Raw genomic sequence first — 22,172 nt, forward strand, 5'->3', positions numbered from 1 at the left:
ATTTGATCCCGCTCACATGTTATCCTCTCAATCCCCCTCAATTTATACTGTCAGCCGCCTTAATCAGACGGTGCGTTTGCTGCTTGAGCAGGAAATGGGGCAGGTCTGGATCAGCGGTGAAATCTCTAACTTCACGCAGCCCGCTTCCGGTCACTGGTATTTTACGCTGAAAGACGACACCGCTCAGGTGCGCTGTGCGATGTTCCGCAACAGCAATCGTCGCGTGACGTTCCGCCCTCAGCATGGCCAGCAGGTTTTGGTTCGCGCCAACATTACCCTGTATGAGCCGCGCGGCGATTATCAGATTATCGTCGAGAGCATGCAGCCCGCGGGCGAAGGCCTGTTGCAGCAGAAGTACGAGCAGCTAAAAGCCATGCTTTCGGCTGAGGGATTGTTCGACCAGCAGTTTAAAAAGCCCCTGCCCTCACCAGCCCACTGCGTTGGGGTTATCACCTCGAAAACCGGTGCGGCCCTGCACGATATTCTGCACGTGCTGAAGCGCCGTGACCCTTCCCTGCCCGTCATTATCTACCCAACTGCCGTTCAGGGTGACGATGCGCCGGGGCAGATCGTGCGCGCGATTGAGCTGGCAAATACGCGTCAGGAGTGCGATGTCCTGATCGTCGGGCGCGGCGGCGGCTCGCTGGAAGACCTGTGGAGCTTTAACGACGAGCGCGTGGCGCGGGCGATCTTTGCCAGCCTTATCCCGGTAGTGAGCGCCGTCGGTCACGAAACGGATGTGACGATTGCGGATTTTGTCGCGGATTTACGCGCGCCCACGCCGTCCGCGGCGGCAGAGGTGGTCAGCCGTAACCAGCAGGAGCTGCTGCGTCAGATCCAGAACGGGCAGCAGCGCCTGGAGATGGCGATGGACTATTTCCTCGCCAACCGTACCCGCCGCTTTACCCAGCTTCACCATCGTCTGCAACAGCAGCATCCGCAATTACGTCTGGCGCGTCAGCAAACCGTGCTGGAACGTCTACGTCAGCGCATGAATTTCGCGATAGATAACCAGCTTAAGCGGGCGATATCCCGCCAGCAGCGCACGACTCAGCGTCTGAATCAGCAGGATCCGCAGCCGAAGATTTATCGCGCACAAACGCGTATCCAGCAGCTTGAGTTCCGCCTCGCGGAAAATATCCGTTCGCGCCTGAGCACCACCCGCGAGCGTTTTGGCAATGCGGTCACCCATCTGGAAGCCGTCAGCCCGCTCTCCACGCTGGCCCGCGGCTATACTGTGACTACCGCGACGGACGGCAAAGTGCTGAAACAAACGAAACAGGTAAAAGCCGGAGATGTGCTTACCACCCGGCTTTCAGACGGCTGGGTCGAGAGTGAAGTGAAAGAGATTAAACCGGTGAAAAAAACGCGCCAGCGCAAAAGCGGATAAATCTTCGCCGGTTACAAACTATACTGCTGCTATTGCCTTTTTTAATAAGGAGAGCAGCATGCCCCATCTTCATAGCGTCATCCCTCCGTATATTCTTCGCCGTATTATCGAAAGCGGTTCTGAGCCGCAGCAGCGTTGCGCCCGTCAGACCTTAACCCACGTCCAGACGCTGATGGCGCATATGCCGGGCAAACCCGCCGCGCCGCATGTGAATACAGCCGGTCAGCTTGAGCGTGACATCTACGATGCAAAACAGACCCAGGAGCTGCCGGGTACCCAGGTGCGCTACGAAGGCCAGCCCTCCAACGGCGATGTGGCGGTGGACGAAGCGTACGATTATCTGGGTATCACCCATGATTTCTTCTGGAAAGAATATCAGCGCGATTCGCTCGATAACAAAGGGCTGATCCTCACCGGCACCGTGCATTACGGCCGTGAGTATCAAAACGCCTTCTGGAATGGCCAGCAGATGGTCTTTGGCGATGGCGACGGGGAAATCTTCAACCGCTTCACCATTGCCATCGACGTGGTGGCGCATGAGCTGAGCCACGGCGTGACCGAGACGGAAGCCGGGCTGATCTACTTTGAACAGTCGGGCGCGCTGAACGAGTCGTTATCCGACGTGTTTGGCTCGCTGGTCAAACAGTATCATCTGAAGCAAACCGCCGACCAGGCAGACTGGCTGATTGGCGAAGGGCTGCTGGCAGCGGGGATTAACGGCAAAGGGCTGCGCTCAATGTCTGAACCCGGCACCGCCTACGACGATCCCCTCCTTGGCAAAGACCCGCAGCCCGCGCACATGAAAGATTTCATCAAAACGCGCGAAGATAACGGCGGCGTACACCTCAACTCCGGCATCCCCAACCGGGCGTTTTACCTGGCCGCAACGGCAATCGGTGGCTACGCCTGGGAAAAAGCAGGTTATGCCTGGTACGACACGGTTTGCGATCGCAACCTGGCGCAGGATGCGGATTTTGACGCTTTCGCAAAACTGACGATCGCCCACGGCGAGAAGCGCTCGGGGGGTGACGTTGGGGCGGCCATTAAACAAGCCTGGGAACAGGTGGGAGTACTGTAATGCAGGTACCGGAACTGACGGATGACGCCGTGGTTGAGCTGGCCCGGGAAGGCGGCGTCGCCTTTATTCCTAAGCTGAGCGGTCAGCGCACCATCGCGCTTTCCTCGCTCAATGAGGCCCAGCGCCAGCGCCTGGTGAACATTCTTGAGCAGGCTTTCCCGCGCGGCCAGCCGCCCGGGCACGCCTCTTCGCCCGGCAGCGGTGACCAGCGCTATTTTCGCATCCAGATTATCTGGACCGGCCAAAATCAGGCGCACTACGCCGATATCATCGTGCTTGTACCCGAGCAGGAAGCACCCGAGTCGCTGGTGGAACTGTGGCAGAAAGGGGAAGGCTGCGTGTGCGATTAACCTTCAGCCCGAACAAACTCCACGCGTTTTTTAGAGATAAGACCGTGGCCATTCTGGCAGAAATAATCCACCGCACCGCAGGCTTTTAAAACCTGGAGCGGCTGATGGCACTCCGGGCAACGGGCTTCGAGCGCGAAATCTTTATTACAATTTTCGCAGTGCGCCACCCCGTTCTGGGGCTCCAGCGGTGTCTGGCAATCCGGGCAGGTAATCGTCATGGTGACTCCTTCAAAGCGTTCAGGTCTACATTAATTTTACCACGTCGCATTCAGTGCGAGCCACGCAACTGTTGCTGTAAGGTCAGCAGCAGCGTTACCTCCTCGACCCTGCGGCGCGTCGTGCGGCTCACCTCGTGCGGATCCCGTTCAAAGAGACTTTTTGCGCCCAGAATATGCTCCGCAAGGCAATGCTCGTATATCGTACCGGGAATATGCCAGCGCTGAATTTCTTTACCCTTAATCAGCTCCAGCACATCTTCTGCGCCGCGTCGGTCGTGGCTGACGATACGCCCGTCGCGCAAATGGCAGCGTAATCCCTTTTGCCCGCCCGCAGGTCCCGCGTATTTATTAAGCCAGATGTCCACCGGCACGCCGCTGATGCTTCCCTGAAGATGCGCCTCACCTTCCGCCGTAGTCAAATCTCCTTTCACAATAGCGCGGCCCAGGCGGTCTTTAGCGGCGACGACCTGGAGCGTCATTTCGTCATGGCCACCCAGAAAGCGCATCGTTTCGCGCAGCATCGCCAGCACGTGCGTGCCTATATCCAGAATCACGCCATCAGGGTGACGAAGCGTTCTGGTATCCGGTTCACCCGTGGCGAAATTAAGCGCGATGGGTTCGCCGGCTGCGTTATACCCGCTTGGCTCCTGCAAAAAGCCTTCGATCCTGACGACATCAGAAAAACGATCGACCAGCGACCGCTTCACCGTTTCGATGCGCGCCATCCAGTGGTCGAGCGCCAGCACGCGGGATGCCGCACCGGGCGTGGCCAGCAGCACATTGAGCTTTTCTATTTGGGAAAGCGTGGCAACAATCGGCTTTTCTACCACAATACGCGACGCGGGTGAGGCCAGCGCATGCTCAAGTACCTCGAGATGGGACAGGGAGGAAGTGGTGATAAACAGGGTATCCAGCGGGTGGGAAAGAAGTTCACCGAGCGACGCGCAACGTGTGACGCCTTCAGGCTGCTTCTCGGGGTGAACATCAAAACCTAAACAGCGCGGGGTATCAGGAAAAAGATTTCGTATTGCCGGTAAGTAAGCCGTTTCAACCACAGCACCAAGCCCAACAAACCCTAACAGCATGTTCTTACCTCGTTAAGTCAATTGCCGGGGCATAACGCACCCCGGCAAGGTCGAGGTTTATCAGGCGTTAGCAGCCGGTTTAGTCTGCGCATTTTCCAGCATGCGGCGCACCGGAACAATGAGGACAATCAGCACCGCAGCACAAATCAGCAGCGCGATGGAGCAGCGCGCGAAGAGGTCCGGCAGCATATCCAGCTGGTCGGCCTTCACGTGGCCGCCAATCAGGCCCGCCGCCAGGTTACCCAGCGCGCTTGCGCAGAACCACAGTCCCATCATCTGGCCACGCATTCTTTCCGGCGCCAGCAGGGTCATGGTCGCCAGACCGATCGGGCTCAGGCACAGCTCACCGAGTGTCAGCATCAGGATACTGCCCACCAGCCAGAACGGAGAAACCCCTGCCCCACCGTTGCTCAGCACGTTCTGTGCCGCCAGCATCATCAGGCCAAAGCCCGCTGCCGCACACAGAATACCGATCACGAACTTGGTGATGCTGCTCGGACGAATGTTTTTGCTCGCCAGCTTCGGCCATGCCCAGCTAAATACCGGGGCCAGCAGAATGATGAACAGGGCATTAATCGACTGGAACCATACCGCCGGGATCTCAAAATCACCGATCATGCGGTTAGTGTAGTCGTTGGCAAACAGGTTGAAGGAGGTTGGCTTCTGCTCAAACGCAGACCAGAAGAATGCGGCGGAGACCAGCAGAATAAAGCACACCAGCAGCCTTGCGCGCTCTTTGCGATTCAGCCCGGCGAAGATGAACAGATAGATGAAGTAGAGCGCAACGGAGGCGGCAATCACATACACCAGTACGCTGGCGACCGCGACCGGATTAATCACAATCACGCCCTGGGCAATCAACGTAACGATGATTGCAACACCCGCAGCCAGCGCCAGCAGCCAGGCGCCCACGCCGTTACGTTTCACTACCGGACTGTTCCAGGTGGAGTCCAGACCGACTTCGCTGTCGTAGCGCTTCATGGCCGGAACGGCAAACACGCGGAAGATAATCAGGGCGACCAGCATCCCGATACCACCGATACCAAAGCCCCAGTGCCAGCCGTGGGTTTTAATCAGCCAGCCGGAAATCAGCGGCGCGATGAACGAACCCATGTTAATGCCCATATAGAACAGCGAGAAACCGCCGTCACGACGCGCATCGCCTTTCTTATAAAGGGTCCCGACCATCACCGAGATACAGGTCTTGAACAAGCCAGAGCCGAGCACGATGAACATCAGGCCGATAAAGAACAGGTTATCGCCCATGATGGCCGACAGCGCAATCGACAGGTGGCCGAGCGCAATCAGAATTGAACCGTACCAGACGGCTTTCTGCTGCCCAAGCCAGTTATCCGCCAGCCAGCCGCCCGGCAGCGCGGCCAGGTACATGGTCCCGGCAAAGATACCGACAATCGCCGAGGCGTTTTCGCGCGCCAGGCCCATCCCGCCATCATAGACGGTGGCGGCCATAAACAGGATCAGTAACGGACGAATGCCGTAAAACGAGAAACGCTCCCACATCTCGGTGAAGAACAGCGAACCGAGCGGATAAGGATGGCCGAAGAAGGTTCGGCTCTCTTTTTGATTAACAGAGGATTGCATAATTCTCCCGAAAAGGTATGTGTCGTGCTTGTAAACACCAGCATGTACGCCGAACGGTTACGTATCCGATCGATTTTTTACATGCGGCGAAATGTTGGTTAACCATTTGATAACCAGGCGCTAGTTTTGTCTAGTACCGAACTCTGGACTTTAAGACGAAAATTCGACGATTGTCTACTTTCTTAGATATAAACATGGTTAAAAGCGAATAGTGATTGACATCACACAGGGAAGGCGGGCCTTTTGAATGAATGAAAAAAAACCCGCGACAGGCGCGGGTTTTAGTGAGTTCGGTAAAAATTATTTGCTTTTCTTAATGTGCTTAATCAAACGCTTACGCTTACGCATCTGGTTCGGCGTCAGGGTGTTGCGTTTATTCGCAAACGGGTTTTCCCCTTCCTTGAACTGAATACGGATAGGCGTACCCATTACGTCCAGCGACTTGCGGAAGTAGTTCATCAGGTAGCGCTTGTAGGAATCCGGCAGGTCTTTCACCTGGTTACCGTGGATCACCACGATAGGCGGGTTATACCCCCCGGCGTGAGCATATTTCAGCTTCACGCGGCGACCGCGCACCAGCGGCGGCTGGTGGTCTTCAGCAGCCATGTTCATGATACGGGTCAGCATGGCGGTGCTCTGACGGCGGGTGGAGCTGTCATAGGCTTCACGAACGGATTCGAACAGGTTGCCAACACCACTCCCGTGCAGGGCAGAGATGAAGTGAACGCGCGCAAAGTCGATAAAGCCCAGACGGAAGTCCAGCGTCTCTTTCACCTGCTCGCGCACTTCGTTGCTCAGGCCGTCCCACTTGTTGACGACGATAACCAGTGAGCGCCCACTATTAAGGATAAAGCCGAGCAGAGAGAGATCCTGATCGGAGATACCTTCTCGTGCGTCGATAACCAGCAGCACCACGTTGGCGTCTTCAATTGCCTGAAGGGTTTTGATCACCGAGAATTTTTCCACCACATCGGTGATTTTCCCGCGCTTACGCACGCCTGCGGTGTCGATGAGTACGTACTCACGTTCATCGCGCTGCATTGGGATGTAGATGCTGTCGCGCGTTGTGCCAGGCATGTCGTAAACCACCACGCGCTCTTCACCCAGAATACGGTTAGTAAGCGTAGACTTACCTACGTTTGGGCGACCAACGATAGCCAGCTTGATAGGCAGATCCTGCGGGTTGAAGTCATCTTCTGGCTCTTCCTCGCCTTCTTCTCCGGCTTCAAACTGCGCCCAGTATTCGGCGTCCTCGTCCACCTCTTCCGGGGGGTTAACTTCGTCAACCCACGGCAGCAGAACGGTTTCCAGCAGGCTGGTCACGCCGCGACCGTGCGAGGCCGCGATAGGATAAATATCGCCCAGGCCTAAAGACCAGAAATCCGCAACAGCCTGATCGGCATCGATGCCGTCAGTTTTGTTCGCCACCAGGAAGGTTGGCTTTTCGCGCGAACGCAGATGTTTAGCAATAGCAGAATCCGCGGGCATCAGGCCTGCGCGAGCATCCACCATAAACAGAACCACATCTGCTTCTTCGATAGCCAGCAGAGACTGCTCTGCCATGCGGGTTTCTACGCCGTCTTCCGTACCGTCAATACCCCCGGTATCGATACAGATGAACTCGCGTCCTTCCACCTCTGCACGACCGTACTTACGGTCACGCGTCAGCCCCGGGAAATCCGCAACCAGCGCATCACGGGTGCGTGTTAAACGGTTAAAAAGAGTGGATTTTCCAACGTTAGGGCGCCCGACAAGCGCGACCACAGGTACCATGTTTGAAGCCTCATAAAATTCAAAATAACGTCGCTTTCGCAGCGTTTTTAAAAATGTCAAAACGGCTCCTGAGTGAACAGGAGCCGTTTAGTATACTACAACCGCCGCTTAATTAACGCGTGATCGCGTACAGCGTGCCGTCTTTTGCCTGAATCAGCAGTTTGCCGTCAGCCACAACGGGCTCCGTCAGGAAGCCTGAGCTATCCACTTTCTGCTGTGCCACGAAGCGGCCATTCTCTGGATCGATCCAGTGCATATAGCCTTCGCTGTCGCCCACCACCAGACTGCCGTTATACAGTGCCGGTGCGGTCAGCAGACGGTGCAGCAGATCGCTTTGCGTCCACAGCGTCACGCCGCCTTCGGTGCTCAGCGCCAGCAGACGGTCGTTCTGATCCACCATATAAATACGGTTGCCGTCGACGATGAAATCGTTCACGGAACCCAGCTCACGTTTCCACATGATCTGCCCGCTACGCAGATCCAGCGCCGTCAGGTTGCCGTTATACGCCAGCGCGTAAACCACACCGTCAACGATGACTGGCGTGGTGTCCACGTCACTCAGACGGTCGATTTCGGTTGAACCCGTCGCCTGAGAAATTCGCTGTTGCCAAATCATCTGGCCCTGCTGCATCAGTACCGCGCTGACACGGCCGTTGTCACCGCCCACAATGGCGGCGCCAAATGCGGTCGCCGGCGCAGATTCACCGCGCAGAGACAGCGCTGGCATATCCAGGTTAACCGTCCATTTTACCAGACCATCGGCTTCGTTCAGCGCCTGCAACTGGCCGTTGCTGGTATGGATCAGCACCAGACCGTCGCTGACAACCGGACGCGATAAGGATTCCCCGGCAACGGTGGTCTGCCACGCAACTGAACCATCGCTGGCATTCAGCGCATAAACCTGCGCTTTTTCGCTGCCCACATACACATGGCCACCGGCAACGGTCAGGCCGCCAGAAAGCAGTGCAGGTTTACGGGAGAACCAGCCGTCTTTTTCCGCCAGGTTAATGGACCACACTTCTTTTCCGTCATCAGCGTTCAGCGCTTTAACGGTGCCTTTGCGATCGGCCGCATAGACAACGCCGTCAGCAAATGCCGGGTGCAGGTTAGAATAAAAATCGCCAATACCATCGCCTACAGAGGTGTCCCAGGCGGTGGATGGGGTGAACTGGTTTTCAACCGTCGGCAGCGGGGACATTTTAACAACGTCTTCTTCGCCACTGAACAGTGAACAACCACTCAATAACGTAACAGAAAGCAGTCCTGGCAGAAGTAATTTACGCAATTGCATTGGGTCCCTCTCAGACGGACAAATTATTTATTTTCATCTGCATCATTTCGCTCAGCGCAGGTGAAGCTTTACTATCCACGCCAGCTTGCCACGCTTTACGCGCGCCCACTTTATCACCCTTACTCAGCAGTGCTTCACCGCGAAGATCGGCGACAATAGCGGCAAAGCCTTCGCCTTTGATGGTATCAAGCGTTTTCAGCGCGTCGTCGGCTTTTTTCTGCTGAACCTGGATACGCGCCAGACGCAGATTGATTACCGCTTTCAGATTTTCGTCACTGGCAGCAGCAAGCCCCTGAGACAGTTGCGCAGCGGCTTTGTCCAGTTCGTTTTTATCAACATACTGCTGAGCCACTTCCAGTGCAGCCAGCGCACCGTAGGTATTTTTGTTGTCAGCGGCAAATTTTTCCGCAGCCGTCAGCGTTTGCGGCTGGTCGGCACGGATTGCGCTAACGGTATTTTCGTAGTTCAGGGACGAACCGCGAGCAGAGTCAGCCTGATGATTGTTCCAGTAACGCCAGCCTACCAGCGCACCAACACCTAAAATAACCCCTACAATCAGGGCTTTGCCGTTTTCAGCAAAGAAGCGCTTAACCGCATCAACCTGGTCGTGTTCGTTCTCGTAAATTTCCACGCAGTCCTTCTCCTTAACCCAATAGAGTGCGCAAGTGCGCCGCAACGCCATCCTGCGTTACCGTAGTTTGCTCACCAGAGCGCAGGTCTTTCACCACCACTTCGCCGTTGGCCACCTCGGACTCACCCAGCACCAGTGCGATACTTGCGCCCCACTTATCGGCACGAGCAAACTGTTTTTTAAAGTTGCCGCCGCCGTGGTTGGTCATCAGCTTAACCTCCGGCAGCGCATCGCGCACGCGTTCGGCAAGCTGCATCGCCGCAGACTGCGTATCCGCACCTGAGGCCACCAGGTATATATCGACAACAGGATCGGCTTTAAATTCCGGATTAACTGCCTGAACCAGCAAAACAAGTCGCTCAAGACCCATCGCGAAGCCAACAGCCGGTGCTGCACGACCACCCAGTTGCTCGACCAGTCCGTCATAGCGTCCGCCGGCACAGACGGTGCCCTGCGAACCGAGGCTGGTGGTCACCCACTCAAATACGGTGCGGTTGTAGTAGTCCAGACCGCGCACCAGACGCTGGTTAACGGTATAAGCAATGCCCGCCGCTTCAAGCAGCTTGCACAGGCCAGCAAAGTGTTCGCGGGAATCCTCATCCAGGTAGTCACCCAGCGCTGGCGCATCGTTCAGCAGCGCCTGTACGTCAGGATTTTTGGAATCGAGTACGCGCAGCGGGTTGCTGTACATACGACGCTTACAGTCTTCGTCCAGCTTCTCTTTGTGCTGTTCCAGGAACGCTACCAGCGCATCGCGATAGTTAGCACGCGCTTCCAGAGAACCGATAGAGTTCAGCTCCAGGGAAACGTGCTCAGAAATACCGAGCGCGCGCCACCAGCGGGCGGTCAGCATAATCAGTTCAGCATCGATATCTGGCCCTTGCAGACCAAACACTTCCACGCCAAGCTGGTTGAACTGGCGATAACGACCTTTCTGCGGACGTTCGTGGCGGAACATCGGGCCGATATACCACAGGCGCTGCTCCTGATTGTACAGGAGACCATGTTCGATGCCGGCGCGTACGCAACCCGCCGTCCCCTCAGGACGCAGGGTCAGGCTGTCGCCGTTGCGGTCCTCAAAGGTATACATCTCTTTTTCAACCACGTCGGTCACTTCGCCGATCGCGCGCTTGAATAACGGGGTCTGCTCTACAATCGGCAAACGGATTTCGCTGTAACCGTAGCTGCCGAGCACCTGCTTCAGTGTGCCTTCAATGCGCTGCCAGATGGCGGTTTCGCCAGGCAGATAATCGTTCATGCCGCGGATGGCTTGAATGTTTTTTGCCACGTTTATTCTCTTTCTATATACAAAAAAGAACCCAAAGAATGGGTTCAATCATACATGGGAAGCAGCCTGCTTCCCATCACGTTATTTTTCAACCTGCTGTACGCTGATGCGCTGCGCTTCGTCCATCATCGTCGCTTTTGCGCGAATGCGGGCTTCGAGCTGGTCGATCATGTCACTATTATCCAGACGATCTTTACGAACGCCATCTTCATAGAGACCACTTTTCTTGTTACCGCCGGTAACGCCCAGCGTGGACACCAGCGCTTCACCCGGACCGTTCACCACGCAGCCGATGATGGAGACGTCCATCGGGGTGATGATGTCTTCCAGACGCTGCTCCAGGGCATTCACGGTGCCGATCACGTCAAACTCCTGACGTGAACAGGTTGGGCAGGCGATGAAGTTGATCCCACGTGCGCGGATGCGCAGCGATTTCAAAATATCAAAACCGACTTTAATCTCTTCCACCGGATCGGCGGCCAGAGAGACGCGTAACGTGTCGCCGATGCCCTCAGAGAGCAGCAGACCGAGACCAATCGCCGATTTTACCGAACCGCTACGCAGACCGCCTGCCTCGGTGATCCCAAGGTGCAGCGGCTGATCGATCTGTTTTGCCAGCAGACGATACGATTCAACAGCCAGGAAAACGTCAGACGCTTTCACGCTCACTTTAAACTGATCGAAGTTGAGGCGATCCAGATGATCGACGTGACGCATGGCGGATTCGAGCAGCGCCTGCGGCGTAGGTTCGCCATATTTTTCCTGAAGATCTTTTTCCAGAGAGCCCGCGTTCACGCCGATACGGATTGGAATGTTTTTGTCGCGGGCGCAGTCAACCACCATGCGAATGCGTTCTTCGTTGCCGATGTTGCCTGGGTTAATACGCAGGCAATCGACACCGTATTCAGCGACTTTCAGCGCGATACGGTAATCAAAATGGATATCGGCAACCAGCGGAACGCTCACCTGCTGCTTGATCAGCTTGAACGCCTCGGCGGCATCCATGGTCGGCACAGAGACGCGAACAATGTCCGCGCCGACGCGTTCTAATGCTTTGATTTGATTGACCGTCGCTTCTACATCCGTAGTACGCGTATTGGTCATCGACTGGACGGCGATAGGCGCCCCATCGCCAATTGGCACGTTCCCAACGTAAATCCGTTTCGATTTTCTACGTTGAATAGGAGCCTGGTTATGCATGTAAAATCTCCCGCATTGCCCGTCTGTTACTGTGCTGCTGATTGTTCGGCATTAACGGTAAGACGCGCAACCTGGTTAGTTCTGATAAAGCGGCTCAGATCGACAGGTTTTCCTTGATACTGGATCTGTACCGCTGCCGGTGCGCCGATTTTAAGCTTATAAGGTGCCTGGCCCGTTAGATTTAACGTGCCATCTTTACGTTGCAGGCCGCTGAACAGCTTTTTACCTGTCGCGTCAGTCACTTCCAGCCAGCAATCGGCGGTGAAATTCATCACCAGCGCATTCGGGTCAACGGCAGGTGCCGCCGTACCCGCCGGGTCGGTTGGCAGTGACGCCGCGGTGTTATCTGTCGGTGCCGTTACCGCAGGGGCGGCATCAACATTGGCCTGTGAAGGTGATACGACTGCGTTTTGATCCTGCCCCTGATTAGCAGACGCGCTATTTGCCGTCGCCTCTGGTGCCGTAGCTGGCTCGGTTGCAGGCGTGTTAGTTGCTGCCGCCTGAGGTTCGCTGGAAGTCGCGGTCCCTTCGGTGCTCAGCGGCACGCTTTGCGCGCCGTTATTACTGGACTGATTAAGCTCAGCGGAGGACTGATCGGCCATAGTAGTGATCTCTTCCTGCTGCGCTTTGTGGTTTTGCCACCACCATGCGCCCGTCAGACCGACAACCACGAACAGGACCAGCCAGGTAAAGCTCATCAGCCAGCCATCACGTTTTTTACGACGTTTACCCAGGGAGAAGCTTTGCATCGGCGCAACTTTTGCCGCACGCACAGGCGCCTGCTTCTCCATCATCGGCAGTAATTCTTCTTCAGGGATATGAACCAGTTTGGCGTAAGAACGGATATAACCGCGCAGAAACGTTGAAGCCAGATCGGCGGGTGCCTTATCTTCTTCAATATCGCGAACGGTGGAAACCTTCAGGCACAGGCGTTCTGCAACGGCTTGCTGGCTGAGTCCGAGTTGTTCACGGGCGTTGCGAAGACGAACGCCAGTGGAGAGTGCTGCATTTTGATCGTGAGTGGCTTCAGTATTCATTCGCTACAACTACTGGTACGTGAAAATAAGGGTTCAGGTGCCGGTGAGTCACAATGCCACCCGCACCGCGAAACTTTAGGTCAGTTAACCTGGAACAAACAGTATAAGACTGTCGGGCCGCAGATGACAGCGCTGGCAGGCCTTCACGCTAAACTGTTGTTACGTCGTTACATACTGCCCGAAAGTTGTATGAAACGCACCGTAATTATTAATCAGTCATAATGATTGTGACTGGTTATTCAGTAAATTAATGCTTCACGGCGCAAAAAATGCGCCGTGTCTGCATAATAATCAAACGGTTTTAACCGCGATTGATTCACCCTGCATACGCTTGCGCAGCGTACGTTTGGTACGGTCAATAACGTCACCCGCCAACTGACCACAGGCTGCGTCAATATCATCGCCGCGCGTTTTACGTACGATGGTGGTGAAACCATACTCCATCAGCACCTTGGAGAAGCGATCGATACGGCTGTTCGAGCTACGGCCATACGGCGCGCCCGGGAACGGGTTCCATGGGATCAGGTTAATCTTACATGGCGTATCTTTCAGCAGTTCAGCCAGCTCATGAGCATGTTCAGTACCGTCGTTAACATGATCCAGCATCACGTATTCGATGGTCACGCGGCCCTGGTTAGCGTTGGATTTCTCCAGATAACGGCGCACGCCAGCGAGGAAGGTTTCGATATTGTACTTTTTGTTGATTGGCACAATTTCGTCACGGATAGCATCGTTTGGCGCGTGAAGGGAGATGGCCAGCGCGACGTCAATCATGTCGCCCAGTTTGTCCAGTGCAGGCACAACGCCGGAAGTTGAGAGCGTAACGCGGCGTTTGGACAGACCAAAACCGAAATCATCGAGCATGATTTCCATCGCTGGGACGACGTTGGTCAGGTTGAGCAGCGGTTCACCCATCCCCATCATCACCACGTTGGTGATCGGACGCGTACCGGTGACTTTCGCCGCGCCCACGATTTTCGCGGCACGCCAGACCTGGCCGATGATTTCCGACACGCGCAGGTTACGGTTAAAGCCCTGCTGCGCCGTAGAGCAGAATTTGCACTCAAGCGCACATCCTACCTGAGAAGAGACGCACAGCGTAGCGCGATCGTCTTCCGGGATATAAACGGTTTCAACGCGCTGATCGCCAACGGCAATGGCCCACTTGATGGTGCCATCTGAAGAGCGCTGCTCTTCCACCACTTCCGGTGCGCGGATTTCCGCCACTTCTTTAAGCTTATTGCGCAGCACTTTGTTGATGTCCGTCATGTCATCAAAGTTGTCGCTGCAATAGTGGTACATCCATTTCATGACCTGATCGGCACGAAACGGCTTCTCGCCCATCTCTTTAAAGAACTCGCGCATCTGCTGACGGTTCAGGTCCAGCAGGTTAATTTTTCCATTTTTATTGGGAACCGCAGGAATGGCGACTTCGGAGGTATTCACTAATTCAGACATAATTTTTTCCGGCCTCGTTGTTACACGTTGTGGCCCTTGGTGGGTTGAAAAGAAACGCCCCGGCAAGCAGCTTGCTCGTCCGGGGCGTTGCATTGTACAAAGTCTGGCGCAGGGATGCCACGTTTGCACGCGGCATTTACGAAATTATTAGCGCGTGCGCGAGCACACTTCGCCTTCAGCGAAGAAGAACGCGATTTCGCGCGCAGCAGATTCAACAGAGTCGGAACCGTGGGTGCCGTTCTCGGTGAAGCTGTCTGCGTAGTCGGCGCGCAGAGTCCCTGCCAGCGCGTTGTCCGGGTTAGTTGCACCCAGCAGATCGCGGTGACGCTGTACCGCGTTTTCGCCTTCCAGAACGGATACCACGATTGGGCCAGAAGTCATGAACTCGACCAGACCGTCAAAGAATGGGCGACCTTCGTGCTCAGCGTAGAAACCGCGAGCCTGCTCAACGGTCAGGTGCAGCATTTTGGTGCCAACGATCTTAAACCCTGCTGATTCAAAGCGAGCGAAGATGCTGCCAATAACGTTTTTTGCCACCGCGTTTGGTTTGATGATGGAAAAAGTACGTTCAATAGCCATTGATAACCTCTGTAAAATGTTCTGTTGTTTTTGCATACCTGAGTATGGTGTGGCGCGGATTATAAAGAGCAATAGCGCCATTGCCTATGGTTATGCATAACATTTTTTTAAAATGAGACGAAGATTAGCAACAGGCCGGATTTCGCATACCGTACTGATGGTGAAAACAGAGCGGACACTGCTTTTCATCAGGACCAAATGACCAGAAATGACGGTGGCACGTCAGGCAAACGGCTTCATATGCCGGTATGGTCACGCTTTTCGCTGTTCCTTCTGTTTGCGTCACGTTTATCGCCGCATGCTGGCATACCGCTTCGCAGCCGCCGCACCCCGTACAGCCTCCGGTTTTCAGTACCAGTTCCGCGTTCTCAAACCGAATCGCGTTTTCCGTACAACTCCGCCAGCACGCGCCGCACAGTACGCAGGATCCAGTATCAAGAGTTATCTCTGCCTTACTAAACGCAGGAAACGCCCTGCGCAGCTCACGCTGACCGGGCACGACGCTACAGGCCCGGACATCCTCACGGGGAACGTGCATAAGCGCACGCCGGGCGGTATTAACTTTGTTGACGGGTATATGTTTAAACGCCCACGCCGCTTCACCGCGTCGACGAAGCGCCAGATTCAGCCGGGCAATCGCCAGCAACCAGTCAGGATTCTGCTCCGCCTCGATACTGATAAAACGAACGTGGTACTGCGCGTGCCAGAGCAGCAGCTCATTCACCCCTGGCGCACGGTCAGTAAACGGTCCAACAAGCGTATCGCCACACAGAAAGCGTTTTCGCGGCGTGATGCCGGTGATGGCACCTGCGGGGCAAACGAACAGGCAGTCACCGCATTCAATACAGCGGCTGTCATCAACCGAGACGCCTGAGTCGGTAAAAGAAAAAGCCTGCACAGGACAGACGTCCGCGCAGGCGAGGCAGGAAGAGTGGCGAAAACGGCGACGGACGCACGCATGCGTCACGTCCATCGCCGGGGCAAAGGTCAATCCGCCCATCAGCCAATACTGAAGAAAACGAAGCGCAGCATCAGCTCACCGACAATCAGCAACGCGCTTCCCAGCAGCATGGGCGATCGCGCCGCTTTCAGGCCGCCCGCAGCAAAGCTCAGCATACCCGCAACGGATACGCACCAGCTCAGCAGATGCACGGTTCGCAGTTGCTCCAGCATCTGTAACGGTGCGTGAGGGAACGTCACCACGGTGTTGTCCATGGCCGTAATATCTGCCAGCCAGACGGGCTGCATTAGCAGACGCACAAGCACCAGCAGCGAAATAATGACTACCGCCGCACGCACTGTAGTTTGGGAACACGTCCCAACGACCATGCAGGCTGAACCGATAATCCCTACCGAACCGATAAACAGCACCAGAGTGTTAACGTGCTGCCATGTCACCACGGATGCGTGCATGTAGATCTGCGCCATGCAGAATACATCGACTAAACCGATCAGACCTGCCACAACCAACAGCGGTTTCCAGCCTGGCTTTTTGACAAACATCAGCAGCGTGGCGAGGCCTAGTGACGCAAGGTAAAGGCTGGCAAAGATAATCTCACGGCTCAGCCAGGAGCTGGAGACGTGGCGCAGCGCGTTGAAAGCATTAAGCGGATAGCCCATGTGCAGCGCGGAGGCAAGCAGCCCCAGGCTCGCCAGCACAAACGCCCCGGCAGCAGGCAACAGCACGCTGCGTTGCGAGCTTCCGAACGCCAGCCACAGCGTAACGCCAACCGATCCTTGCAGGAAAAGCGTAAAAATCAGCAGCGGTAACTCATGCATGACGCTTCCCCTCTTTCTCTGCACCCTGATGCGCTTTGACTACCAGGTTCGGTTTTGTGATGGAGGAGTCGGGCAAGCCATTCACATCACAAACCGCGCCGTATTTTTGCCGAAGTTCATCGATGGGTCCGAATTTGATCGCTTCGAGTGGGCAGGTTGCCACGCAGACAGGCTGCTCCCCCTTTGCCTGGAGATCCACGCAAAAATCGCATTTCGACATCTGCCCTGTCTGCTCGTTGAGCTGTGGCGCGCCGTAAGGACATGACCACGCGCAGTAACCGCAGCCAACGCACTTGTCTGTATCGACGCGCACGATGCCGTCACCCGGCCGCTTGTGCATCGCGGTGGTCGGGCAGTTTTTGGTGCAGATAGGATCTGCGCAGTGGTTACAGGAAATAGAGAGCGTGTAGGCAAAAACGTTGTTGCTGACGCCGCCCTGCCCGGTCGGGATAAAACTCCCGCCGTTGACTTCATAAACGCGACGGAAACGACGTCCGACCTCAAGATTGTTTTTATCTTTGCACGCCACCTGGCAGGCCTTGCAGCCCGAACAGCGGGAGGAGTCGATATAAAAACCCAGCTGTTTATCGCTCACCGGCGCGTAGTGTTTAAACTGACTCATGCTTTTGCTACCTCCACCAGCATGGTTTGATGAGAATTCCCTTTTGCCAGTGCGGTAATGCGGGCGGAACTGAGGACGTTCGCGCAGCCGCCTTTATCAACACCCTGCTCATCCGGCTGCCACCAGGCACCCGCCTGCATGGCAACAACGCCCGGAATAATGCGCGGCGTCACTTCTGCCGGGATTTCACAGATGCCACGCGCGTTATGGATGCGCACGGTATCGCCCTGTGCAATACCGCGCTTTTGCGCGTCCTGCGGGTTAATCCACAACTTTTGCTGCTGCGCTTCGATTAACCACGGGTTGGCATACTGGGTAGAGTTGGCGCGGTTTTTCCCTTTCCAGGTAATCAGCTGAAGCGGGAAGGTTTTCGCCAGTTCATCTTCCGGCCCTTCATGCGCGGGCACGTAGTGCGACAGCGCCGGAATTTCCGGGTGATGCATGTCGTACAGACGCTTCGAGAAGATCTCAATTTTACCGGACGGCGTCGGGAACGGATGATTCTGCGGATCGCGAATGTTGTCTTCAAAGGCAACGTACGGCGCGCTTTTGAAAAGATGCTGACGCGTCTTCTGTAGCGTCGCGAAGTCCGGCAGGTTTTCATCCGGCATGGACAGCCGCGTCTGCTCCCAGATGTGCTCAATCCACGCTTTTTCGTCACGCCCTTCGCTGAACGCTGGCTCGACGCCAAGCTTCACGGCAACCTCCCGCAGCCAGTCGTAATCCGAACGGCGCTCAAACTCAGGCTCGATCAGCTTTTCTGACAGGATTAGATAGCTCGCGGTGCCCCAGGTTTCGCCGATATTCCAGCGTTCCATAAAACTGGTTTCCGGCAGGAGAAGATCGGCGTATCTGGCGCTCGGCGTCATAAACAGATCGCTTGCGACAATAAATTCGATTTTCGACTCGTCTTCCAGCACGCGGGTCGCCTGATGGAGATCCGGGTTCTGGTTAGCCAGGTAATTGCCGGCCAGCGAGAACAGGATGCGGATATTGCTGTCCAGCTTGTCAGCCTCTTTCAGACCGACATCCGCCGTCACCTGAGAAGCATCGTCGGCGGCCTGCACCCAGTTCATCACCGATATTTTGGCTTTTACCGGGTTATCCGGCATTTCGGGTCCGGCCGCAAATTTGCGGTTAGCGCAGCCGCCATAGCCTGCTGCCCAGCCGCCTTTTACGCCGACGTTACCCGTCAACGTCGCCAGTAGCGTTGAGCCGCGCGCGGTGCGCTCGCCACAGTTATGACGCTGCGGGCCCCAGCCCTGGATCAGGGCGGCGGGTTTGGTGGTTGCGTAGTCGCGCGCCAGCTGACGGATAGTTTGTGCAGGGATGTGGGTAATTTTCTCTGCCCACTCGGGGGTTTTCGCCACACCATCTTTTGCCCCGCTCAGGTAAGCCATCAGGGATTCATTGGCCGGAACGCCTTCAGGCATTGATGCTTCGTCAAAGCCCAGGGTATAGCGCTGAATGAAGTCGCGATCGTGCAGGTTTTCAGTAACGATCACGTACATCATCGCGTCCATCAGAGCGTTGTCTGTTGTGGGAAGGAGCGGGATCCACTGGTCGGCCAGGGAAGAAACCGTGTCTGAATAGCGCGGATCGACAACGATAAAGCGGGTGCCGTTTTGCTTCATCTTCTGGTAGAAGTGGTTGCTGTGCCCGAAGATCGTTTCCGTCGGGTTATGCCCCCAGAGGATGACCAGTTTAGTGTCCAGCAGCGTGTCCAGAGAGCTGCCGCTGGCAGCGGTGCCGTAGGTATACGGCGTTGCCGCCGCCGTATTGCCCATACTGACCGAGTGATAGCTTTCGAGATAGCCGCCGGTTAAGTTGAGCAGACGACGAACCATTTTATCGCCGGAAAAGGTCCCGCCGGACACGGCGGTGCCCACATGAACATAGCGTGAAGCCGCACCGTATTTTTGCGTAATCGTTTTTAAGCGATCCGCAATAAGGGTGGTGGCCTCATCCCAGGTAATACGCTCGAATTTTCCTTCGCCACGTTTACCTACACGTTTCATTGGATATTTCAGTCGATCGGGATGATAAACAAATTTCCGATAAGCCCGACCACGAACGCAGGCGCGCATCACTGGCATCTGCGGATCAAGCGCATTATCCGGACGCGTTGAAATTCGGGTCACGACGCCTTCACTGACGTGAGCACGAATGTCACACTTACCGCCACAGTCAAACGTGCTACAGGTTTGCACCACTTTTTCTTCAGGCGTGGCGTCTGTTACCGCCGTGTCTTGCGCCTGCACTTTGCCGGTTTTGACGACAAACGGCAGGGCGGCGAGCGCCGAACCTGCCTGAATAAACTGACGCCGGGATAGGGCGGGTATAATTCCCTCTCCCTGATGTTTATTGTTTTTCATTGCTCGTTCCAGAAAATAAAAACGCATTCTCGTTTTTTTTCAGGAATGAATATTGATAATTATCAAGCTAACTCTTCAGGAGTAACACTTAGCGATCTAATTCAAAATTCACTGTCGCCGATTGTCCTGTTTCATCCAATACAAGTAATTGATATTTACCCGGCAAATATAATTGCAGTGAATAATTCTTCTGATGCCGGTCCAGCGGTTCGCCATTCAAAAACCACCATCGTTGCCCCTCCCCGCCGCTGGTTGAAACGTAGAGATTAATATTTTGCTCACCTGGAAGACGTTTAATTACCGCCCCTTCTCTGACGCCTGACAACATCAGCGGTGCTGCATTGTGGTTATCCCGCGGGGGGCAAACCTCGGAACGGGCGGGGAGACGAGCAGCCCGTTTTTCGACAACAGGCAGCCAGGGCTCCAGCGGCAGCGGCCAGACATCCAGCACTTTCTCTGTCGCATCAGGGCAATCCGCCGCGACGCGTTTACCTTCTTTATCCAGCCAGACCGGGAAACGGATCCCGCGAATACCCTCCTGTTCAGGCAGCAGCAGCGTAGGCGGTTCACTGTCTTCCAGCAGCCAGGTTGACAACCGACGCCGACAGTTTTCGCTCCCTTCAGGCAAGGACTGGCCGCCCGGCCAGCAAATCACACCCCGTCCTACGCTTGCAGGCCGCGGATCGCGCGGCAGACGCGCCTCGTCCACCATTGAGCGGGACTGAAGCATGTTATTCACTTGATTAAGGAGCGGTACCGCGCTGGCGAAACCAAACTGCCCCGCGACGGGCGTGCCGTCCGGGCGTCCGGTCCAGATACCGATGACATACCGGGCATTGAGCCCGATGGCCCATGCATCCCGGTAGCCATAGCTGGTGCCAGTTTTCCACGCCAGCGGGGCAATCTGGGGCAGCGCGCTGTCCGGCAGAGGCTGTGCTTCATTGGCGAGAATGCGACGAATGATCCACGCCGCACCCTGCGACAACAGCGGACGTTCGATGAGCGGATCGCCCGGCTGTAAACGCAGCCGGCCCGCCTTACCCTGACGCGCGAAGGCGCTATAGGCAGCCGCGATATCAGCCAGGCGTGCCCCTGCGCCCCCCAGGATCAGGGAGAGGTTGGGCTGCGCTCCCGCAGGGAGAATGAGCGGTAATCCCGCGTTGCTCAACATTCCGGCAAATCGTTTTGGGCCGAACGCTTCCAGGACCTGCACCGCAGGCAGGTTGAGGGAACGCACCAGGGCTTCGCTCATACTGACCGGCCCATGGAAGCCGCTGTCAAAGTTGCCGGGACGATAATCCCCCGTTTTTCTTGGAACATCCTGAAGCAACGAGGCGGGATGGATCAGGCCATCGTCCAGCGCCATGCCATAAATGAAGGGCTTAAGGACCGATCCCGGGGATCGGATCGCATTAACCATATCCACGTGGCTAAAACGGCTGTCATCGTTGATATCTACCGAACCTACCCAGCCACGCACTTTCATGGACGTGTGATCCAGGACGATGATCGCCAGAGAACTGCGGGCAGGCAGGCGCGATTTCCAGTTCATTGCCAGTTCTTCAAGCTGTCGTTGCAAGGCGGCGTCCAGCGTGGTGACTATTTTTATGTCGCGGCTTTTACTCAGCATCATTCGTGAAAAGAGCGGCGCAAGCTGCGGCATCTGCCGGGGAGCGAGCCAGACGGGTTCTTCACGGGATTCTTTAACCTGCTTCTCTGACCAGACACCCTGCGTCAGCATGCGGTCGAGCACTTTGTTCCGTGCCGCTTCGGCACGTTCCGGCCAGCGATCCGGGCGAAGACGGCTTGGTGCCTGCGGCAGCACCGCCAGCAGCGCTGCATCGGAATAGCTCAACTGTGACGGCGGTTTTCCCAGGTAAGTCCAGCTTGCCGCACCCACGCCCTGCAACGTGCCGCCAAACGGGGCACGGTTAAGATACAGCGTCAGGATTTCACGCTTGGAGAGATGCCACTCCAGCTGCATCGCCCGCCAAAGCTGACGAATTTTGCCGCCAAAGGTGCGCGGATGCGGATCCAGCAGGCGCGCCACCTGCATGGTAAGCGTGCTCCCGCCAGAAACCACTCTCCCGGAGGTGAGATCCTGCCAGGCGGCACGTAGTACAGAAAGCGGATTAACGCCCGGGTGCTCCCAGAACCAGCGATCTTCATACTGGATCAGAGCTTCCAGATAGCGCGGGGATACGTCCTCAACGCTAACAGGATAACGCCAGATACCTTCGCTATCGGCAAAACGCCACAGTGGGACGCCCTGCTCATCCACCACCACTCGCGCAGGGTTGACCTCTTTCAGGGGCAACGGCCACACGCGGTCAGCGACGACAATCAGCCCCCCTAAAACGAGAAGCGCTCCCGTCAGCCATAGCCAGCGGGAGCGAATCAGGCGTGCTATCCGCAT

The 22,172-nt window shown here is 56.0% G+C and carries 19 protein-coding genes; 3 read left to right on the forward strand and 16 right to left on the reverse strand.

Features of this window, described 5'->3' with window-relative positions; all coding sequences use genetic code 11:
- Window positions 1-16 precede the first annotated feature (16 nt).
- From xseA to G6Q29_RS13490, 3 genes are read left to right on the forward strand one after another with little or no spacing between them, the layout of a single operon-like run.
- Window positions 17-1,390 carry an exodeoxyribonuclease VII large subunit gene (xseA, locus tag G6Q29_RS13480; protein ID WP_165465991.1) on the forward strand — a complete coding sequence of 458 codons (1,374 nt, stop codon included), beginning with the start codon at window positions 17-19 and terminating at the stop codon, window positions 1,388-1,390.
- Between the two features lie 58 nt (window positions 1,391-1,448).
- Entirely contained in the window at window positions 1,449-2,468 is a 1,020-nt protein-coding gene (locus G6Q29_RS13485; RefSeq protein WP_165465992.1) for a M4 family metallopeptidase, read from the forward strand.
- A complete protein-coding gene (locus tag G6Q29_RS13490) occupies window positions 2,468-2,818 on the forward strand; it encodes a protealysin inhibitor emfourin (RefSeq protein WP_165465993.1) in 351 nt (116 codons plus the stop codon). Before G6Q29_RS13485 ends, G6Q29_RS13490 begins: the two co-directional genes overlap by 1 nt.
- Here the strand turns inward: G6Q29_RS13490 and G6Q29_RS13495 are convergent.
- The 16 genes from G6Q29_RS13495 to pbpC all read right to left on the reverse strand — a co-directional run bounded on the left by G6Q29_RS13495 (window position 2,815) and on the right by pbpC (window position 22,172).
- A complete protein-coding gene (locus G6Q29_RS13495) occupies window positions 2,815-3,036 on the reverse strand; it encodes a zinc ribbon domain-containing protein (protein ID WP_165465994.1) in 222 nt (73 codons plus the stop codon). The genes G6Q29_RS13490 and G6Q29_RS13495 overlap by 4 nt on opposite strands.
- A gap of 50 nt (window positions 3,037-3,086) precedes the next feature.
- Window positions 3,087-4,121: a Gfo/Idh/MocA family oxidoreductase gene (locus G6Q29_RS13500; protein WP_165465995.1), complete on the reverse strand. Its 1,035-nt coding sequence runs from the start codon at window positions 4,119-4,121 to the stop codon at window positions 3,087-3,089.
- 60 nt (window positions 4,122-4,181) lie between these two features.
- Complete coding sequence (locus G6Q29_RS13505; RefSeq protein WP_165465996.1) at window positions 4,182-5,723, reverse strand: peptide MFS transporter; 1,542 nt, start codon at window positions 5,721-5,723, stop codon at window positions 4,182-4,184.
- 300 nt (window positions 5,724-6,023) lie between these two features.
- Complete coding sequence (der, locus tag G6Q29_RS13510; protein WP_022648998.1) at window positions 6,024-7,496, reverse strand: ribosome biogenesis GTPase Der; 1,473 nt, start codon at window positions 7,494-7,496, stop codon at window positions 6,024-6,026.
- A 112-nt stretch (window positions 7,497-7,608) separates the two neighbouring features.
- A complete protein-coding gene (bamB, locus tag G6Q29_RS13515) occupies window positions 7,609-8,787 on the reverse strand; it encodes an outer membrane protein assembly factor BamB (protein ID WP_017383525.1) in 1,179 nt (392 codons plus the stop codon).
- 10 nt (window positions 8,788-8,797) lie between these two features.
- Complete coding sequence (locus G6Q29_RS13520) at window positions 8,798-9,418, reverse strand: YfgM family protein (RefSeq protein ID WP_165465997.1); 621 nt, start codon at window positions 9,416-9,418, stop codon at window positions 8,798-8,800.
- 13 nt (window positions 9,419-9,431) lie between these two features.
- Window positions 9,432-10,706 carry a histidine--tRNA ligase gene (gene hisS, locus G6Q29_RS13525; RefSeq protein WP_165465998.1) on the reverse strand — a complete coding sequence of 425 codons (1,275 nt, stop codon included), beginning with the start codon at window positions 10,704-10,706 and terminating at the stop codon, window positions 9,432-9,434.
- Window positions 10,707-10,787: 81 nt separating this feature from the next.
- On the reverse strand, window positions 10,788-11,906 hold the full coding sequence (gene ispG / locus G6Q29_RS13530; protein WP_003860619.1) for a flavodoxin-dependent (E)-4-hydroxy-3-methylbut-2-enyl-diphosphate synthase: 1,119 nt from the start codon (window positions 11,904-11,906) through the stop codon (window positions 10,788-10,790).
- 26 nt (window positions 11,907-11,932) lie between these two features.
- Window positions 11,933-12,943 carry a cytoskeleton protein RodZ gene (gene rodZ / locus G6Q29_RS13535; protein ID WP_165465999.1) on the reverse strand — a complete coding sequence of 337 codons (1,011 nt, stop codon included), beginning with the start codon at window positions 12,941-12,943 and terminating at the stop codon, window positions 11,933-11,935.
- A gap of 291 nt (window positions 12,944-13,234) precedes the next feature.
- Window positions 13,235-14,401: a bifunctional tRNA (adenosine(37)-C2)-methyltransferase TrmG/ribosomal RNA large subunit methyltransferase RlmN gene (locus G6Q29_RS13540; protein WP_003860623.1), complete on the reverse strand. Its 1,167-nt coding sequence runs from the start codon at window positions 14,399-14,401 to the stop codon at window positions 13,235-13,237.
- Between the two features lie 147 nt (window positions 14,402-14,548).
- Window positions 14,549-14,980 carry a nucleoside-diphosphate kinase gene (gene ndk / locus G6Q29_RS13545; RefSeq protein ID WP_165466000.1) on the reverse strand — a complete coding sequence of 144 codons (432 nt, stop codon included), beginning with the start codon at window positions 14,978-14,980 and terminating at the stop codon, window positions 14,549-14,551.
- A gap of 124 nt (window positions 14,981-15,104) precedes the next feature.
- Window positions 15,105-15,980, reverse strand: coding sequence for a 4Fe-4S binding protein (locus G6Q29_RS13550; protein WP_165466001.1), 876 nt, complete (start codon window positions 15,978-15,980; stop codon window positions 15,105-15,107).
- Complete coding sequence (locus tag G6Q29_RS13555; RefSeq protein ID WP_165466002.1) at window positions 15,980-16,759, reverse strand: dimethyl sulfoxide reductase anchor subunit family protein; 780 nt, start codon at window positions 16,757-16,759, stop codon at window positions 15,980-15,982. Before G6Q29_RS13555 ends, G6Q29_RS13550 begins: the two co-directional genes overlap by 1 nt.
- Window positions 16,752-17,381, reverse strand: a complete 630-nt coding sequence (locus G6Q29_RS13560; protein ID WP_165466003.1) for a DMSO/selenate family reductase complex B subunit — start codon at window positions 17,379-17,381, stop codon at window positions 16,752-16,754. Before G6Q29_RS13560 ends, G6Q29_RS13555 begins: the two co-directional genes overlap by 8 nt.
- Window positions 17,378-19,756 (reverse strand): DMSO/selenate family reductase complex A subunit, encoded by a 2,379-nt coding sequence (locus tag G6Q29_RS13565; RefSeq protein WP_347564188.1) that lies wholly within the window; start codon window positions 19,754-19,756, stop codon window positions 17,378-17,380. Before G6Q29_RS13565 ends, G6Q29_RS13560 begins: the two co-directional genes overlap by 4 nt.
- An 88-nt stretch (window positions 19,757-19,844) precedes the next feature.
- On the reverse strand, window positions 19,845-22,172 hold the full coding sequence (pbpC, locus tag G6Q29_RS13570) for a peptidoglycan glycosyltransferase PbpC (protein WP_165466005.1): 2,328 nt from the start codon (window positions 22,170-22,172) through the stop codon (window positions 19,845-19,847).

It is taken from the genome of Enterobacter cloacae (assembly GCF_011078175.1).
Lineage (GTDB): Bacteria > Pseudomonadota > Gammaproteobacteria > Enterobacterales > Enterobacteriaceae > Enterobacter > Enterobacter cloacae_Q.

What these genes read in the sequence shown, in the direction of transcription:
- der (WP_022648998.1), bottom strand. Translation starts at nt 7,496, where the DNA reads ATGGTACCTGTGGTCGCGCTTGTCGGGCGCCCTAACGTTGGAAAATCC.
- G6Q29_RS13550 (WP_165466001.1), bottom strand. Translation starts at nt 15,980, where the DNA reads ATGGGCGGATTGACCTTTGCCCCGGCGATGGACGTGACGCATGCGTGC.
- G6Q29_RS13565 (WP_347564188.1), bottom strand. Translation starts at nt 19,756, where the DNA reads ATGAAAAACAATAAACATCAGGGAGAGGGAATTATACCCGCCCTATCC.
- ispG (WP_003860619.1), bottom strand. Translation starts at nt 11,906, where the DNA reads ATGCATAACCAGGCTCCTATTCAACGTAGAAAATCGAAACGGATTTAC.
- rodZ (WP_165465999.1), bottom strand. Translation starts at nt 12,943, where the DNA reads ATGAATACTGAAGCCACTCACGATCAAAATGCAGCACTCTCCACTGGC.
- G6Q29_RS13555 (WP_165466002.1), bottom strand. Translation starts at nt 16,759, where the DNA reads ATGCATGAGTTACCGCTGCTGATTTTTACGCTTTTCCTGCAAGGATCG.
- ndk (WP_165466000.1), bottom strand. Translation starts at nt 14,980, where the DNA reads ATGGCTATTGAACGTACTTTTTCCATCATCAAACCAAACGCGGTGGCA.
- G6Q29_RS13485 (WP_165465992.1), top strand. Translation starts at nt 1,449, where the DNA reads ATGCCCCATCTTCATAGCGTCATCCCTCCGTATATTCTTCGCCGTATT.
- xseA (WP_165465991.1), top strand. Translation starts at nt 17, where the DNA reads ATGTTATCCTCTCAATCCCCCTCAATTTATACTGTCAGCCGCCTTAAT.
- G6Q29_RS13505 (WP_165465996.1), bottom strand. Translation starts at nt 5,723, where the DNA reads ATGCAATCCTCTGTTAATCAAAAAGAGAGCCGAACCTTCTTCGGCCAT.
- G6Q29_RS13490 (WP_165465993.1), top strand. Translation starts at nt 2,468, where the DNA reads ATGCAGGTACCGGAACTGACGGATGACGCCGTGGTTGAGCTGGCCCGG.
- G6Q29_RS13495 (WP_165465994.1), bottom strand. Translation starts at nt 3,036, where the DNA reads ATGACGATTACCTGCCCGGATTGCCAGACACCGCTGGAGCCCCAGAAC.
- pbpC (WP_165466005.1), bottom strand. Translation starts at nt 22,172, where the DNA reads ATGCGGATAGCACGCCTGATTCGCTCCCGCTGGCTATGGCTGACGGGA.
- G6Q29_RS13540 (WP_003860623.1), bottom strand. Translation starts at nt 14,401, where the DNA reads ATGTCTGAATTAGTGAATACCTCCGAAGTCGCCATTCCTGCGGTTCCC.
- bamB (WP_017383525.1), bottom strand. Translation starts at nt 8,787, where the DNA reads ATGCAATTGCGTAAATTACTTCTGCCAGGACTGCTTTCTGTTACGTTA.
- G6Q29_RS13560 (WP_165466003.1), bottom strand. Translation starts at nt 17,381, where the DNA reads ATGAGTCAGTTTAAACACTACGCGCCGGTGAGCGATAAACAGCTGGGT.
- G6Q29_RS13500 (WP_165465995.1), bottom strand. Translation starts at nt 4,121, where the DNA reads ATGCTGTTAGGGTTTGTTGGGCTTGGTGCTGTGGTTGAAACGGCTTAC.